This is a genomic window from Phycisphaerae bacterium (assembly GCA_017999985.1).
Taxonomy (GTDB): Bacteria; Planctomycetota; Phycisphaerae; order UBA1845; family Fen-1342; genus JAGNKU01.
Genome location: JAGNKU010000002.1, coordinates 350,773 through 367,295 on the forward strand (window position 1 = coordinate 350,773; position 16,523 = coordinate 367,295).

Below are 16,523 nucleotides of genomic sequence, written 5' to 3' on the forward strand. Positions count from 1 at the left end.
CTCCCCCTGAAAGGGGGAGGGATCATCGGCGCGCCGATTACGGTTGGCTTGTCAGCAGCAGCACGAAGGGGTTGATGTCACCGAAGTCCACCGCGTCGTCGCCATTCACGTCGTTTACACACGCGAACGTGCAATCTTCGGACTGGATGCCGCTGGCTGCCCAGGCTGCTTCTCCTCCAGAGAGCGCCGCCACGAACGGATTGATATCGCCGAAGCCGAGCACGCCATCGCAGTTGACGTCACCGTGCCGAAAACCACCGCACACCGACGCTGCTCCGATCAGCACGAGGTCATAGCCCACTGTGTCGGTGTACACGGGATCCATGCTGTTGTTGATGCCAAAGCCGGCCGACTCCAAGTAGACATAGCGATCTGCCATCGCCGGCACGCGCGGCAGGACCACGGCGTCGAGATACGCGCCGAGGTCGCCGCTGTAGTCGGTCAGCGGCAGGCCGCCGTTGCCATCCAGGTTGCCGTTGCCGGGGTTCATGTAGGTGTAGACGTCCGCGCCGACGCCGGCCGCGATCGTGGCCGTGCCGCTGCCAAGGCCGTTTGCCGTGTTGAACGTCTGGCCAATGTGCGCCGTATCCACCGCGGGCCACGCGGTCGGGCCGAGGCCCTGCCCGGCCAGCAGTGGGAATTCATCGCTCAGTGCGTCGCGCAGCACCAGCCATCCGCGCAGCGAACCCAGAAACTGCATCGTCCCGAGCACGTCCGGCGACGACGTGTACGGGTCAATCGAATCCTCCCACAGCTCGAACCCGAGGTCTTCCACGCGATACACGCCGGTGAGTGTGCCGCCGGTGCCCGCGAACGGCGTAAGCGTCCCGCTGCGCGTGTCGATGCCCGCGTTGATGGGCCCGGTCTTGGTGCCGTCCGCCTGCGTGCCGGCGATGGTCACGAGGATCGTGCAGATGTCCGGACCGATGTTGGGACCGCCCTCGTTGCAGCCGGTCGCGTCGACGTCGGCCAGGGCGATCGTCTGCGCCGCCCGATCCGGCAGCAGTTCGATGAAACTGTCGGTCCCCGTAATCTCGGCCGGCGTCGCTGGCGGCATCGGAACCAGGCTGCGGGTTGCGTCGTTCGGATCGCCGTCGAGGTCCAGCAGCGGGCCGCCGAGGAACTCGATGCCGAGAATCGGCACGCCGCCGGCATAGGGAATCGTTCCCCGGCGATAGAGCATACTGAGTGAGCCGAGGTGGTTCGGATCGTACATGGGGTAGGTGCCGGTCGCGCCGACGTACGGCACGAGCGGCCCGACATCGGCCGTCCCAGCGAGGCGGTCGCCGTCATAGACCGGCCCGGGAATGCCGCCCGGAATGCTGAGGTTGCGCTGGGGGCCGGGATAGTGCCGGGCGTCGGCGCCGACCAGCAGGTAGTATTTTTCCGCGTGCGCCGACCCACCGCAGGCCAGCGCGACGAGTACGGGTATCGTCAGACGAGTCATCTTCAGTCAACCTCCGTTGTGGGAGACGTTGCCAGGCCGGGCGCACGCGCGCGTGCGACGCGAGCCGGCACGGACCATCGCCGCGGCGACGGCCAGTCAGGTGCCTGCGTGAACGAATGCTCCCCGTTGTGCGGTCAGGCCGGCGGCGCGCGGTTGATGTGTCCGGCGCAGACGGCCAGCAGATAGCGCGGGCGAGGCACGCGCTGCTCCACGTGCGCCAGGAGGCGATTGCGACAGTCGCCCATGCGATGACGCAAGGCACGCGGCCGGCCGGCGCGCGATTCCGGTAAGCGCGTGTCGAGCGGAGCACGCAGCACGGTCGCGACGCTGCCCACGACCAGCGCTGGCATGAAGGATGCGTCGAGGGTCTCGCCGCCGATGAACAGACGGCGCGCGGCGCCGGCATGCAGCAGCGCGATCACGCACGCCGCCGCCAGCCACGCCCGCCGACCCCGCGGCAGACGCAGCCAGTGCACGTCCAGCAGCTTGAACAGGAAGAAGAGCTGGGTGGCGGTCAGGAGGACCGCCCGGCCGAGATCGAGCCGCGCGCCTCCGGCGCCGTCGACGCCGAGCGTGGCGCACCAGCCCGGCAGGTGCGCCAGGATCATGAGCGCCCAAAACGCGCGCTGCAGCCCGACACGTGCGCGGTGCGCGTCACGGCGACAAGAGTGCGCTGCCCCTCCCGGCCCGATGGCAGTGAAACCGCTGGCGGCCCGCATCATGGCAGTATGTTAACGAATGGCAGGCAGGACGGCAACGCCGTCGCGGCGTGGGCCGCACGACTGAATTCAACGTGGCGGGTGACGCTGCATGCGGACGCTTACGTCGTCTCGGCACTCGCGACCGGCACGTCGGGCTTGGCCCCGCCCTTCGGCGGCGCGTCGACGCCCTCGAAAACGAAGTGCCGGCCCTCGGACCCGGTCTCACCGGTGACCGAGACGCGGATGATGCCCTTGCCGGCGTACTTGTTGCGCAGGATGTCCTCGCTGAGCGGGTCTTCGATCATCGTGGAGATGGTCCGCCGCAGCGGCCGCGCGCCGAATTTCTCGTCGGTGCCCTTCTCGACGAGGTATTCCTTCGCTTCCGGCGTGAGCTCGAGCGTGAGGCTGCGTTCCTTGAGTCGCTTGGCGACCTTGCCCAGTTCGAGGTCGACGATGTTGAGCATGTCGGCGTGCGTGAGCTTGTGGAAGACGACGACCTCGTCGATGCGGTTGATAAACTCGGGGCGGAAGTTCCGCTCGAGTTCGTTGACGAGCATGTCCTTCATCTTCTGGTAGTTGATGTCCTCGTCGCGCTTCATGAACCCGAACGGATCGGAGCTCATGATGCGGTCGGCGCCGATGTTGCTGGTCATGATCAGAATCACGTTGCGGAAGTCCACGTGGCGGCCGAACGAGTCCGTCAGACGGCCTTCCTCCATGATCTGCAGCAGCATGTTGAACACGTCGGGGTGGGCCTTCTCGATCTCGTCGAGCAGCACGACCGCGTACGGCCGGCGCCGGATGCGCTCGGTGAGCTGACCGCCCTCCTCGTAGCCGACATAGCCCGGCGGGGCGCCGATCAGCCGGCTGACGTTGTGCTTCTCCATGTACTCCGACATGTCGATCGTGATCATCGCGTCTTCGTCGCCGAACATGAACTCGGCGAGCGTCTTGGCGAGCAGCGTCTTGCCCACGCCCGAGGGGCCCAGGAAGATGAACGAGCCCATCGGCCGGTTCGGGTCCTTCAGGCCGCTCCGGCTGCGCCGCACGCTGCGGGCGATCGCGCTGATCGCCTCGTGCTGGCTGATCACCTTCTTGTGCAGCTCGTTTTCCAGCTCGAGCAGCCGCGCGGCCTCTTCCTTCTCCAGGCGCGTCAGCGGGATGCCGGTCATGCGGCTGACCACCTCGCCGATGACGATCTCGTCGACGATGCCCTCGGCCTCCTGCGCGTTGTCCTTCCATTCGCGCTGGATGTTCTCCCGCTTCATGCGCAGCGTTTCGCACTTGTCGCGCAACTCCGCCGCGCGCTCGTAGTCCGCGTTCTTGACCGCCTCGTCCTTCTCGCCGCTGAGCCGCTCGATCTCACGCTCCAGGTCGGCCAGGTCCGGCGGCATGGTCATGCTGCGAATGCGCACGCGCGCGCCCGCCTCGTCGATCACGTCGATCGCCTTATCGGGCAGCACGCGCCCCGTGATGTAGCGGTGCGAAAGCTCGGTCGCCGCCCGGATCGCGTCGTCGGAGATCTGCACGCGGTGGTGCGCCTCGTAGCGGTCGCGCAGGCCGCGGAGGATCTCCAGCGTGTGCTCCATCGAGGGCTCGTCCACGTGGATCGGCTGGAACCGCCGCGCCAGGGCCGCATCCTTTTCGATGTACTTGCGGAACTCGTCGAACGTCGTCGCGCCGATGCACTGGATCTCGCCGCGCGAGAGCGCCGGCTTCAGCACGTTCGACGCGTCGATCGCGCCTTCCGCGCCGCCCGCGCCGACCAGCGTGTGCAGCTCGTCGATGAACAGGATCACGTTGCGCGCCCGGCGGACCTCGTTCATCACCGCCTTGATGCGCTCTTCGAACTGGCCACGGTACTTCGTCCCGGCCACCATCATGGCCAGGTCGAGGATCACGATCCGCCGGTCGTGCAGCAGCTCCGGCACCTGCCGGTTGATGATCTTCTGCGCCAAACCCTCGACGATGGCCGTCTTGCCGACGCCGGCCTCGCCCAGCAGCACGGGGTTGTTCTTCATCCGGCGGCAGAGCACGGTGATGACGCGCTCGATCTCGGCGGCGCGGCCGATGCACGGATCCAGCTTGCCTTCGCGGGCCAGCTCGGTCAGGTCGCGGCCGAACGAATCCAGTGCCGGCGTCTTGCTCTTGCCTTTCTTGCCCGGGGCCTCGCCCGGCGGCGCGATCGCGCTGGCTTCCTCGCCTTCAACGCCCGCGCCGAGCAGATTCAGGACTTCCTCGCGCACGTCGTCCAGCTTCAGCCCGAGGTTCATCAGGACCTGCGCCGCCACCCCGTCCTGCTCGCGGAGCAGCCCGAGCAGCAGGTGCTCGGTGCCGACGTAGTTGTGGTTCAGGTTGCGGGCTTCCTCGATCGCGTACTCGATGACGCGCTTGGCCCGCGGCGTGTGCGGCAGCTTGCCCATCGTGACCATCTCGGGCCCGCTCTTGACGAGCTTCTCAACTTCCAGGCGGACCTTGCGCAAGTCAACCGCGAGGTTCTTCAGCACATTCGCGCCGACGCCCGAGCCCTCCTTCACCAGGCCGAGCAGGACGTGTTCCGTGCCAATGTACTCGTGGTTAAACCGCTGCGCTTCCTGATTGGCCAGCGCCATCACCTTCCGCGCACGGTCCGTGAAGCGTTCAAACATGCGTCCAAGTCCTCAGGCGGCAGTCTGATCACGTGCCGGATCGCACGCCCTCCGACCCGGCCGGGCTGTCCAGTATGTATGCCGCTCGATTTTAGGCGGCGCCGGTAGCGGCAGCAAGCACGATCGCACCGCCTGTGCTGTTATCGACCGCCCGCTGCGCGCGGCTCAATTGTATTGGATAGGGCGGGCGCACACGGTCTCGCCCTCATTGCGCCCGCAGCTTTTGCTCGTGGTCAGCGATCTGCCGGCGGTAAATCCCGTACCGATCCAGCCGCCGCACCTCCCGCCAGGCCAGCCGTGCGCGGCCGTCGTTGCCCGCCGCCGTCCAGGCCTGCGCCAGCCGATAAGCGATAAGCAGATCGTCGCCAAAACCGGACGCCAGTTCCTGCAGGACTTCCACCGCGCGCTCCGGCGCCCCGCCCGCCAGCAGTTCCTCCGCCGCCCGCAGTCCGCGCCGCCGGCGCTCCGCCTCCGCCTCGGCCCGTCGCCGCCGCAGTGTGCCGGCCAGGCGCACCTGCGCGCCCACGTACGCCCCGCCGGCCACGCCGATCGCCAGCGCCCGCAGGGTCTCCGAGTAGTCGTCCGGAAACAGCAGCACCGCCGCCAGGGCAAAGTTTGCGCATGCGGCGAACGCCACCCCGACGAGCAGCCCGGACACGGTCGATCCGAGCAGGATCAGCCCGGCGCCCGGCAAGAGCAGGTTTGCCAGCGGCGCCCAGCGCACCGTTCCCTCGGTGAGGGCGGGACGACTCATGACGCCCCTCCGGTTGCCGCCGAGACCGCCGCGGATCGCCCACACGCGGTCGCATAGAGTTCCCCCAGCCGCTCGATCATGGCGGCGATCGAGTGCTCGGCACGCACGTACTGGGCCGCCGCGGTGCGCAGCTCCAGGGCCTTCTGCGGCTGCTCGATGGCGCGGGTCAACAGGTACGCCAACTCGGCCGCGGACCCCGGCGTAAACTGCCACGCGGTGCGTTCCTCGATGAACCAGTCGGCCGGCTGATTCCGCGTCGCGATGACGAGCTTGCCCAGGCCCATCGCCAGCAACGGCACGATGGTCAGCTCCGGCTCGGCCGCCGGCAGCAGGCACGCATCCACCTCCGGCAACACCTTTTCCCAGAGCCGCGGCTCGTCCACCAGCGCGACGCACTCCCGCACGCGCCGCTCACGGATGCGACGCCAGATTGCACCCAGGCCCGGCCCGTCACTGACGAGGCCCACCTGCAAGTCGACGCGGTTGCGGCGTAGCTGTGCGACGGCGTCGATGACGAGCTCCAGGCCGTGCTCCTCCGCGAAACGACCCACGCACAGCGCGGTGAAGAGGCGCTCCCCGGAATCGGCGGGCGAGGTGTGCGGCGGAATCGCCACGGCCGGGGGAACCACCCGGCAGCGGGCGGCCGCGTGTGGAAAGCGTGGCAGCAACGGAGCCGCCAACGCTGACGACGCGAACACAACGTGCTCGCTTGCGCGTCGACAGGTCCGCAGGGCCTGCTCGCCGTGCGCGGTCCCAAACACGTGCGCCACGCAGGGCACGTCGGCCTGCCGGGCCCAACGCAGCAGCCACCCCAGCCCGGCCTGGCCCCACACGTGCACCACATTCGGCGGCGCGAGCCGCGCTGTGAGCAAGCCGTCCAGGCGCCAGGCACGCCAGCCGCCGACGTGCGGGACCAGATGACACTCCACCGGCGTGTCGGCAAGTCGAACCCCCAGCTCGGCATCGTCCGTGACCAGGGTCGTTTTCAGGCCGCGGGCAGACAGCGCCTGCATCACCTGCGCCAGCATGGGGCCGAGACGCAGGGCCGCGTCGCGCCCCACGACGTGAAGCACGTGGATCGCGAGATCCGCTGGTGGACCGGCGCGGGCCGCGTCATTGTCAGTCATGACGGTGCAGCATAGCACGACCGGGCAGCCGCGAACACGCGCATTCGGCGCGCCGAACGTCAACGGTCGGGAGCGTCCGCACCGACATCGGGCGGCGTGTCTTCGCGGTCCGCGGCCGCCGGTGTGGAGAGCACGCGGTGGAAGCAGAACACGACCAGCAAAAGGACAAAGCCCAGCGAGCACACCATGAACAGCCAACCAGCCGCGGTCATCGCGGGGCCTCCTCGTCCGTCGCCGCAGGGAACTCGCCGCTGCCCACCGGCCAGCGCCGACTGGCAATGTGCACGAGAATCAGGAGGAACACCAGGATCGTCAGCATGAAGCAGACTGCCAGCAGGGGCACGCCGCCGCCGCGCAGCGTCTGGACATAATCCGGAGCATTCTGCCAGCACCAGGTCACCAACACGATGATCAGAATCGCCGGCGTGACAAAGCGCATGAAGACGGTGAAAAACCAGCGCGGCGGGCGCAGACGCGCGCCCTCCAGGGCCACTGCGTAGCCGCGCCGCGCCCCCAGCACCCAGCCGAACACGACGATCTCGATCATGCCCAGGATCAGAATGCCCACCTGGGCCATCCAGAAATCCATCGTGTCGAGCGCCACCAGGCCCTTGCTGAAGTAGATGACGAAGAAGCTGCCCGTTGCCGTGATGAGGCCCAGTAGAGTCACCGAGGCCCGCCGCTCGATGTGCAGCGCCTCTTCGAGGAACGCGATCATCGGCTGCAACAGCGACACCGAGCTGGTGACCGCGGCCAGGAACAGCATGAAGAACCAGAGGAAGCCAAAGAACTGCCCGGCGGGCATGTACTCGAACACGACCGGCAGCGTGTTGAAGCCGATGCCGAACGTCCCGCCGACGGCCCCCGCCGCCCCAAGGAACACGAACGCCGCCGGGATCGTGATCAAGCCGCCCAGGCACACTTCAAAGAACTCGTTGGTCGCGGAAGCCGTCAGGCCGGCCAGCAGAACATCATCCTTGGGCTTCAGGTAGCTGGCGTAGTTCATGATGACGCCGAAGCCGACGGACAGGGTGAAGAAGATCTGCCCGGCCGCGGCCAGCCAGACTTTCGGGTCGGCCAGCGCGAAGGTCGCCACGTCGCCGGTGCCCGTCGGTTTGGGGTTCCACATGAAGCCCAGGCCGTTCAGCACGTTCAGGTCCGGGTGTGCCGGGTTCGGCGTACCCAGGGTCAGCACGCGCACCAGCACGACGAGCGCGCACAGGATCATGATCGGCATGGCGATGTTGCAGAAGCGTTCGATGCCCCTGGTGATGCCGTGGTAGATCAGGAAGAAATTGGCCGCGAACGTGGCGATGCAGAACCACACGCTGGGGTGCAGCCCACCTGCGAGCATGAGGCCGTCCTGGTCCGCGCCGACGAGCCGGGTGAAGAACTCCTGGCTCCGCAGGGAGAACTCGGTGTCCACGTCGCCCAAATCAACCCAGCCGAACAGGTAGTACCACGCGTAAGCCAGGCACCAGGATTCCAGCACGACGTAGTACATGTACACGATGGTCGGCATCATCAACCCGAGCACACCGACGTAGTGCCACTCCCGCCGGCCACCGAGCAGGCCCAGAATCGCCGGGCAGGAGTGATAGCCGAGGCGCCCCCCGAGCTTGCCCATGGTCCACTCGGCCCAGCAGATCGGGATGCCCAGGAAGATGAGTGCGCAGAAATACGGGATCATGAACGTGCCGCCGCCGTTCGCGACCGCCTGCCCGGGAAAACGCAGGAAGTTGCCGATGCCGACGGCGCAGCCCGCGACGGCCAGGATCACGCCCAGCCGTGTGCCCCATTGTTCGTTTGCCTGGGCCATACGCCGCTCGCTCCTCTCCAGGTATGCTGACATGTTGCGGAGAGAACGTGGACCGCACCAGAGCGCCGCGCGGGATTCTACTGGCCCCGCCGCGGGTCCTCAATCCAGCTTAGCCGACGCCGAGGTACGCCCGCCGCACGTCGTCGCACTGCTCCAGCCGCCGCGCGTCGTCGTGGTGCGCGATCCGGCCCACCTCCAGCACGTACCCGTGATGCGCCGTCTGCAGCGCCAGCCGCGCGTTCTGCTCGACCAGCAGGATCGTCGTGCCGGCGGCGTTGATCTCGCGGATGATCTGGAAGATCGTCTGCACGACCTGCGGCGCCAGCCCCAGCGACGGCTCATCGAGCAACAACAGTCGCGGTCGGGCCAACAGCGCCCGCGCGATCGCCAGCATCTGCTGCTCGCCGCCCGAGAGCGTCGCCGCGCTCTGGCTCAGCCGCTCGCGCAGCCGCGGGAACAGCGTCAGCGCCCGCTCGCGGTCGCGGGCCATCGCCGCGCGGTCGGTGCGGGCGTAGGCGCCCATCTCCAGGTTCTCGGCCACCGTGAGGTTGGCGAACACGCCCCGGCCCTCGGGCGCTTGGGCGATCCCCAGCCGCACAATCTCGTGCGGCGGCATGCCCGCGAGCGAATGGCCATCGAAGACCAGCGTGCCGGCGCTGGGCCGCACCAGCCCGGAGATCGTGCGCAGCGTCGTCGATTTGCCCGCGCCGTTCGCGCCGATGAGCGTCACGACCTGCCCGGCCTCCACGGTCAGATCGATCCCCTGCAGCGCATGGATCGCGCCGTAGTGCACGTGCAGCCCGCGGATTTCAAGCAGCGCCATGCGCGACCTCGCGACAACGTGACAAGGTGACAAGGTAATAAAGTAACGATGTGGGCCGCCGCGACCAACACCCACGCTGTTGGAGACGGTGTGCCTGGCCAACCGCTTCGGAATCGCTCGTCGGCACGCATTATCCCCTTATCCCCTTGTTGCCCGTGCAATCACGTGCTCTCCAGTTCACCCGGTCGCCTGCTCTCCTGTTCGCTTCCAAGGTACGCCTCGATGACCTTGGGGTCCCGCTGGATTTCCGCGGGCGTGCCGGTGGCGATCGTGACGCCATAGTCCAGAACGGTGATCCGCTCGCAGATGTCCATCACCACGCCCATGTCGTGCTCGATCAGCAGGATCGTGACGCCGAACTGCTGCCGCACCAGGCGAATCAGCTCGCGCAGCGCCTGCTTTTCCTGCGGGTTCATCCCCGCCGCCGGTTCGTCCAGCAGCAGCACTTGCGGCTCGGTCGCCAAGGCCCGGGCCATCTCCAGCCGGCGCTGGTCGCCGTAGGGCAGGTTGCGGGCCAACTCATCCTGCCGGTTGGCGAGGCCGAACGCCGCCAGCAGCGTGTCGCACCGTTGCAGGATGCCGCGCTCCGCACCGACGTGCCCGGCCGTCCGCAGCACGGTCGTCAGCAGTCCGTGCCGGGCGCGCAACTGGCAGCCGATCCGCACGTTGTCACGCACCGTCAGGTCGCGAAACAGGCGGCTGGCCTGAAACGTCCGGGCCAGTCCCGCGGCCGCAATCTGGAAGGGCCGCAATCCGATGAGCGATCGTCCCCGCAGGCGCACCGTCCCGCTGCCCGGCCGGTAGACGCCGGTGAGCAGATTGAAGACGGTGGTCTTGCCCGCGCCATTCGGCCCGATGAGACCCTGGAGATCGCCGCGCTGCAGGGACAGGCTGAAATGCTGTACGGCCTTCAGGCCGCCGAAGGCGATCGAGAGGTCGGCGATTTCCAGGAGCCCAGGCATGGTCAGCAGTCACACTCCGCCGCGCGGCCGGTCGGCCGGGTAACAAGGTGACCACGTGACAAGGTAACCATGTGGGCTCTCGCGGCGGAATTGAACCACAGCGCAGGGCCGAACGTGCGCAAAGAACTTGGCAGGCAGCGGCGGCACCCTTTGTTACCTTGTCACCTTTTCACCTTGGTACGTCGCGATGCTGTCACCTTATCACTTCATCACCGGCGGGCGGCGGCGGCGGAGATCCCAGATCTCGTGTAGCCCCAGCAGGCCTTGCGGGCGGAGGATCATCATCAGGATCAGCGCCAACGAGTAGATGATCATGCGCAGATCGGGCAGCGCGTATCGTGCCGGCAGGAACTGGTTTACGTGGTCCGTCACCGTCCGCAGCAACTCGGGCAGCAGCGTGAGCAGCACCGCCGCGAGCGTCGAACCGGAGATCGAGCCCATGCCGCCGAGCACGACCATGATGATCAGGTCGAACGACTTCTGGAAGCCAAGCTCGCCCGCGTTGATGGAGCCGATCGAGTGGCCGTAGAGCGCCCCCGCCAGGCCCGCGAAGAACGCCGCCAGCACGAAGGCCCGCACCTTGTAGCGCGTCGTGTGAATGCCCATGGCCTCGGCGGCGATCTCGTCCTCGCGGATCGACAGGAACGCGCGGCCATAACTCGAATACTTGATGCGACAGGTGACGATCAGCGTCAGCGCCACGAACGCGTACACCCAGAACAGTGTCGTGTAGAACGGCAGGCTGATGAAGCCGAGCGCGCCGCCCAGGCTCACGCTCAGCCGCCACGCCGCCGTCGCCTGAATCTCGTCCGCCCCGAAGAGCTGCGGCTGCGAGGCCTGCAACAGCACCCGCACGATCTCGCCAAAACCGAGCGTTACGATCGCCAGGTAGTCGCCGCGCAGACGCAATGATGGCAGCCCCACTACGTAGCCCGCCACCGCCGCCACCAGCCCCCCCACCAGGCACGCCACCAGGAACAGCACATCGCCGCCGCCCAGCAGGCCCCCACCCCATTCCCCCTGGCTGACGGTCCAGCTCAGCACGCCGCCGCGAAACGCCGCACTGCCGAAGAGCCGGAACGAACCGTAATAGGTCACCGCCGCGGCGGCGTATCCGCCCAGGGCCATGAAGCCGGCGTGGCCGATGGAGAACTGGCCGGTGAACCCGTTCACCAGCGTGAGCGACACGGCGAGGATGACGTTGATGCCGATGTCCAGGAGCACCTTGGTCGCAAAGGGACCGCTCGCCGGCTGCACCCAGAAATGCAGCGCCAGCGCGAGCGCGACGCCAACGAGCAGCGGCCCGGCGCTGCGCGGCACGGCCAGCGCCGCCGCGCCGCGTGACACGATTTTGGGCTGCGTCTGAATCACAGGCTCATGGGGCCTCCGCCAGTCGTCCACGTCCGTTCGGTTTCCGGCGACTCATACCTTCTCCACCGTCGAGCGACCCAGCAGCCCGCTCGGCCGGAACAACAACACGAGGATCAACAGCGAGAATACGTATACGTCCCGGTACAACGGGTCCAGGTATGCGGCGCCGAAGAATTCGAGCAACCCGATGAGGAAGCCACCGAACATGGCCCCGCGCACGTTGCCGATGCCCCCCACCACCGCGGCCACGAACGCCTTCAAGCCCAGCATGACCCACGCCACGTCGGCCGGCTGCTTCAGGGCCGCGGGGTATTTCATCCCGTACAGGAACCCGGCGGCGGCGGCCAGCGCGGAGCCCAGCACGAACGTGAACGAGATGATCGCACTCACGTTCACGCCCATCAGCGACGCGTTCTGCGTGTTGTAGGAGACCGCCCGCATCCCGCGCCCGATCTTGGTCCGGAAGATCAGCCACTCCAGCGCCAGCATTAGCGCCAGCGCCAGGCCCATCACCACCACGTCGACCAGCGGCAGTTTCACGCCGGCGAACTCGACGATCGTCACGTCCGGCAGCAGCCGCGGCATACTCTTCGGATACGGGCCGAAGAACACCCGGAGCTGCCCGGTGTTCTGGAGCAGCAGCGACACGCCGATCGCCGTGATCAGGACATTCAAGCGCGGCGCATGGCGCAGCGGCTTGTAGGCCAGGCGCTCGATGATGAACCCCACCGCGCCGCACGCCGCCATGGCCGCCACCAGCACGACGATTCCGGCCCACCACGGCGCCGCCGCCGGCCCCACGGCATCAAGGCCCAGCCCGAGCACGTGCGCCGCGACGACGAACGAGAGCCAGGCCCCCAGGACGAAGATGTCGCTATGCGCGAAATTGATGAACTTCAGGATGCCATACACCATCGTGTAGCCCAGGGCGATCAACGCATACAGGCCACCGACGGCGAACCCGTCGATCAGGGTTTGAATCAGCTTGGTCACGGCAACTCGGCCACCCCCTCCGGGCTACGGCGGCTCAATCGACGTCACATAGGAAGGCTTCCCGCCCTCCAGGCGCAGGATCACGGCCGGTTTGCGCGCGTTGCGCAACTCGTCCATCGAGATGATGCCGGTGACTCCGGGAAAGTCCTTCGTGGCCGCGATCGCCCGCGCCAGGTCCTTGCCGCTCAGCGAGGTGGCCCGCTCCATCGCATCCATGAGGATGCGGGCCGCGTCGTAGCCCGTCGCTGCCATGCCGTCCGGGATCTTGCCGAACTCCGTCCGGTAACGCGTCACGAACTCCTGCACGGCCGGCCGCTGTTCCTCGGGCGAGTAGTGATTGGAGAAGTAGCAGCCGTCCAGCGCGTGGCCGGCGTTCTTGAGGTCCTCCGCGTCCCAGCCGTCTCCGCCGAGCAGCGGCACCGTCAGCCCCAGCCGGCGGGCCTGCACCGCGATGTTCACCACCTCCGTGTAATAGCCCGGGATGAAGACGACGTCCGGCTCGGCTCCACGGATGTTGGTGAGCTGGGCGCTGTAGTCGGTGTCGCCGTCGCCGTAGGCCTGCTCGGAGACGATCGTCCCACCCAGTTCCGTGAAACTCCTCTTGAAGTAGTCGTTCAGCCCGGCCGAGTACGCCTGCGAGCGGTTGTACAGCGTGGCCGCCTTGGTCGCCTTCAGCACGTCGCCCCGCGCGAACTTCGCGCACGCGTACCCCTGGAACGGGTCGATGAAGCAGACGCGGAAGACCATGTCGCCGATTTCGGTCACCCGCGGGTTGGTCGACGAATGGCTGATCATCGGCACGCCGAAACGCTGCGCCACCTGCCCGCCCGCGATCGAGCGCGACGACGCCACCTCGCCCAGCACGGCGACGACCTTGTCCTGCGTAATCAGACGCGTAACCGCGGTGGCGGATTCCTGCTGCCGCCCCTGGTTGTCATAGGTGATGATCTTCACGGGCCGCCCGCGCACGCCACCGGCCGCGTTGCGTTCCTGCACCGCCAGCTTCATGCCGTTGTCCGACGACACCCCCCAGGTCGCTTCCGCGCCGGTCATCGACGCAAAGTGCCCCACCAGGATCGACTCGCCCGCGGCTCCGGCCGGCGTGGCCGACGCCGTCGTCGGCGCGCCCCCGGTGGGTGGAGCCGGCGTGGACGACCTCTCGCAACCTGCCAGGGACCAGAGCACCAAAACGGGGGCCAGCGCAGCCGCGCCGCAGCGCCGCCGAGAACGGATCATGGCAATTCCTCCTGGGCTAGCGATGCGATACGCGACGCGCCGGCACGTGTCAAGGGCCGCCTGCACGGATTCGCGGGCGCCGGCGCCGGCCGCCGCTACCGCAGCCCGCGCACGTGTGTAAGATAGCGTGGCGGCGGGGTCGCCGGCGCTGACTGTCGGCGTCGCCCGCCGTGAGGTGCTGTCGCATGACCCAGGGTTCACCGCCGATCGCCAAGCCGCGCAGCCGCGTGGCCGCGACGTTGAAGGCCCTGGTCCGCGCCCGCGTCACGGCCGGCCTGCTGGTGGTGCTGCCGATTTGGGTCACGGTGCTGCTGGTCCGCTTCGTCTTCGGCGCCATGCGCGACGCATCCCTGTGGGCCGTCCTGGGCGCCCTCGAAAACACGTGGTTTCAGGAACACGTCTTCAAGATCGCGACGCCGAATGAGACGCTGGAGGTCGAGCAGCTTCTCCGCGACCACCCCTACCTGGACTGGGGCCTGGCGGTCTTCTCCGTCCTGCTGACCATCCTGCTCCTCTACGCGATCGGCCTGTTCGCGGCCAACTTCTTCGGCCGCCGCATCATCGGCTGGCTCGAGACCCTGGTGGACAAGGTGCCCCTCGTTAAAACCGTCTACCGCTCGTGTAAGCAGATTCTCAACACGCTGGCCGGCGGGCAGGCGCAGTCGTTTCAGCGCGTCGCGCTCGTCCCCTTTCCCAACGAGCTCACCCGCTCCGTCGGCTTCATCACCAACAACCTGACCGACGCTGTCACTGGCGACGAGCTGTGCTCGATCTTCATCCCCACCACGCCCAACCCGACCACCGGGTTCGTGTTCGTGCTCAAGCGCGCGGACATCATCGAGGTCAACTGGAGCGTCGAGGAGGCGATCAAGGTGATCATGTCCGGCGGTTTGCTCTCGCCCGATTACGTGACGATGGTCGTACAAGCTGCGCGGCGCCCCGGCAGCGCCGCCGGAGAGGTCCACCGCGCATGAACCCACCAGCCCCCGGTTCTGGCCACGCTCCCCGTCGCGGCAGCCGCGTCGGCGCCACGCTCCGTGCCCTGGTCCGCACGCGCGTCACGGCCGGCATCATCACGCTGCTGCCGATCGTGATCACGTTGTGGGTGATCCGGCTGATCTTCGGCTGGATGCGCGACGCGTCGCAATGGGCCGTGCAGGCGTTCCTGCTCAGCCCCGCCGGTCAGCCGTACCTGGAGAAGCTCCGTTTCAATTTCGTCAAGTGGAGCCGCCTCTCGGAGCTGGGCCTGCCCCACCAGGAACAATTCTTCGAGCTGATGCCGTGGCACGTGCAGTGGGGCATCGCCATCTTCTCCGTCCTGCTCACCATCTTTATCCTGTACATCGTCGGCCTGTTCGCCGCCAACATCTTCGGCCGGCGCGCGATCGACATGCTGGAGCAACTGGTTGATCGTGTCCCGCTGATCAAGACCGTCTATCGCGGCCTGAAGCAGATTCTGAGCAGCTTCTCCGGCGACCAAACCAAGACTTACCAGCGAGTCGCCCTCGTGCCGTTCCCGCAGGACCGGATGCGCTGTGTCGCGTTCATCACCAGTACCTTTCAGGATTCCGTGACCGGGGAGGACCTCTGCACGGTCTTCATCCCGACCACGCCCAACCCGACGACCGGCTACCTTCAGGTCGTCCGGCGCAGCGAGATCACCGAGCTGAACTGGAGCGTCGAGGACGCGATCCGCACGATCATGTCCGGCGGGATCCTGCGGCCGGACTTCCTGACCATCCTGCCGAACAAGGCGCTACCCGACGACCAGCCCGGCACGGGCACCCCCGCTGATCCCGGCCCGGCAAGCGGCTGACACGCGCGCCGGGCGCGGTATCATCAACGTCGCGCGGCCGGCCCGGCATGACGCGAGCCACGTCAGCCGGGGTTGGGCGCGCCCATCTCGGAGGAACGGGACATGTCAAGCTCAGACGTATGGCAGCGACGTGGACACGCGGGCAGCGTGGTCCGTATCGCGGGGCTGGCGCTCGGTGCGGCGCTCTTCGCCCTGCTGTGCGGCTGTCCGTACCTCGCCGACGCACTGGCCTACAATCAGACCTTCGAGAACTGGCTTGCCAGCACAGAAAGCTGGCCGGACGTGGCCGTGCAAATCGTCAATGAGACGTCGGCCACCGCGAACGTGCACCTCATCTCCGCCGGCCTCGCTCCAGAGGCCCCTTCGTTCTTGAGTTATGGCGGCGAGGGCGATTCCTATTACCCTCTGCACCAACGCAGTGTACTCATCGGTCCGGACGGCACGGCCACCGGCACGTTGAAGTGCGGCGAGGTGCTTGCCGTCGCAGTCAAAGCACCATTCGATCTGGACGCGGCGATGTTCGTCTACACCACCGACACGAGTGACCCGTACAACCTCTATCTCGAACCCGGCAACTGCGCGCTCGACGGTGTCGGCGTTTCTCCGAGCGCTTTCGCTGGCGACATCTACGCGCTCGTGCGCTACGTGCGCCCGACGGAAGATGGCCTGGATTGCACCACGCAGACGCTGGTCATCACGATCACGGCCGCCGGCAGGCCCAGCGTCGTCAATCCGGACACCGGCGAAGTCATAACGAACGCACGCCTCGGCGCCGCCATCGTGAGCATCGAATAGCTCGCCGCCGCGCGCCCCATCAGAACCCCGA

15 protein-coding genes are annotated in these 16,523 nt (G+C 67.4%); 3 read left to right on the forward strand and 12 right to left on the reverse strand.

The annotated features are described in order from the left end of the window. Nucleotides 1–37: 37 nt before the first annotated feature. The 12 genes from KA383_04925 to KA383_04980 form a co-directional block, all read right to left on the reverse strand. Nucleotides 38–1,447, reverse strand: a complete 1,410-nt coding sequence (locus KA383_04925; GenBank protein MBP7745454.1) for a hypothetical protein — start codon at nucleotides 1,445–1,447, stop codon at nucleotides 38–40. 134 nt (nucleotides 1,448–1,581) lie between these two features. Further along, complete coding sequence (locus tag KA383_04930) at nucleotides 1,582–2,055, reverse strand: hypothetical protein (protein ID MBP7745455.1); 474 nt, start codon at nucleotides 2,053–2,055, stop codon at nucleotides 1,582–1,584. A 212-nt stretch (nucleotides 2,056–2,267) separates the two neighbouring features. Further along, nucleotides 2,268–4,796, reverse strand: a complete 2,529-nt coding sequence (locus tag KA383_04935; GenBank protein ID MBP7745456.1) for an ATP-dependent Clp protease ATP-binding subunit — start codon at nucleotides 4,794–4,796, stop codon at nucleotides 2,268–2,270. A 205-nt stretch (nucleotides 4,797–5,001) separates the two neighbouring features. Further along, nucleotides 5,002–5,550 (reverse strand): hypothetical protein, encoded by a 549-nt coding sequence (locus KA383_04940; protein MBP7745457.1) that lies wholly within the window; start codon nucleotides 5,548–5,550, stop codon nucleotides 5,002–5,004. Next, the gene (locus KA383_04945; protein MBP7745458.1) at nucleotides 5,547–6,677 is read right to left on the reverse strand and encodes a glycosyltransferase family 4 protein; all 1,131 of its coding nucleotides are present in this window, start codon (nucleotides 6,675–6,677) and stop codon (nucleotides 5,547–5,549) included. Before KA383_04945 ends, KA383_04940 begins: the two co-directional genes overlap by 4 nt. A 59-nt stretch (nucleotides 6,678–6,736) precedes the next feature. Continuing rightward, nucleotides 6,737–6,889: a hypothetical protein gene (locus tag KA383_04950; protein ID MBP7745459.1), complete on the reverse strand. Its 153-nt coding sequence runs from the start codon at nucleotides 6,887–6,889 to the stop codon at nucleotides 6,737–6,739. After that, nucleotides 6,886–8,496 (reverse strand): sodium:calcium symporter, encoded by a 1,611-nt coding sequence (locus tag KA383_04955; GenBank protein ID MBP7745460.1) that lies wholly within the window; start codon nucleotides 8,494–8,496, stop codon nucleotides 6,886–6,888. Before KA383_04955 ends, KA383_04950 begins: the two co-directional genes overlap by 4 nt. Nucleotides 8,497–8,605: 109 nt before the next feature. Next, nucleotides 8,606–9,319 carry an ABC transporter ATP-binding protein gene (locus tag KA383_04960; GenBank protein ID MBP7745461.1) on the reverse strand — a complete coding sequence of 238 codons (714 nt, stop codon included), beginning with the start codon at nucleotides 9,317–9,319 and terminating at the stop codon, nucleotides 8,606–8,608. 161 nt (nucleotides 9,320–9,480) lie between these two features. Further along, on the reverse strand, nucleotides 9,481–10,281 hold the full coding sequence (locus KA383_04965; protein MBP7745462.1) for an ABC transporter ATP-binding protein: 801 nt from the start codon (nucleotides 10,279–10,281) through the stop codon (nucleotides 9,481–9,483). Between the two features lie 201 nt (nucleotides 10,282–10,482). Beyond that, the gene (locus tag KA383_04970; GenBank protein ID MBP7745463.1) at nucleotides 10,483–11,580 is read right to left on the reverse strand and encodes a branched-chain amino acid ABC transporter permease; all 1,098 of its coding nucleotides are present in this window, start codon (nucleotides 11,578–11,580) and stop codon (nucleotides 10,483–10,485) included. 123 nt (nucleotides 11,581–11,703) lie between these two features. Continuing rightward, a complete protein-coding gene (locus KA383_04975; GenBank protein MBP7745464.1) occupies nucleotides 11,704–12,645 on the reverse strand; it encodes a branched-chain amino acid ABC transporter permease in 942 nt (313 codons plus the stop codon). A gap of 24 nt (nucleotides 12,646–12,669) precedes the next feature. Beyond that, nucleotides 12,670–13,881, reverse strand: a complete 1,212-nt coding sequence (locus KA383_04980; GenBank protein MBP7745465.1) for an ABC transporter substrate-binding protein — start codon at nucleotides 13,879–13,881, stop codon at nucleotides 12,670–12,672. 185 nt (nucleotides 13,882–14,066) lie between these two features. Here KA383_04980 and KA383_04985 point away from each other — a divergent pair, with 185 nt between their 5' ends. The 3 genes from KA383_04985 to KA383_04995 all read left to right on the forward strand — a co-directional run bounded on the left by KA383_04985 (nucleotide 14,067) and on the right by KA383_04995 (nucleotide 16,492). Beyond that, nucleotides 14,067–14,855, forward strand: coding sequence for a DUF502 domain-containing protein (locus KA383_04985; GenBank protein ID MBP7745466.1), 789 nt, complete (start codon nucleotides 14,067–14,069; stop codon nucleotides 14,853–14,855). Next, nucleotides 14,852–15,697 (forward strand): DUF502 domain-containing protein, encoded by an 846-nt coding sequence (locus tag KA383_04990; protein MBP7745467.1) that lies wholly within the window; start codon nucleotides 14,852–14,854, stop codon nucleotides 15,695–15,697. Before KA383_04985 ends, KA383_04990 begins: the two co-directional genes overlap by 4 nt. Nucleotides 15,698–15,799: 102 nt before the next feature. After that, nucleotides 15,800–16,492, forward strand: a complete 693-nt coding sequence (locus KA383_04995; GenBank protein ID MBP7745468.1) for a hypothetical protein — start codon at nucleotides 15,800–15,802, stop codon at nucleotides 16,490–16,492. Nucleotides 16,493–16,523: the final 31 nt, after the last annotated feature.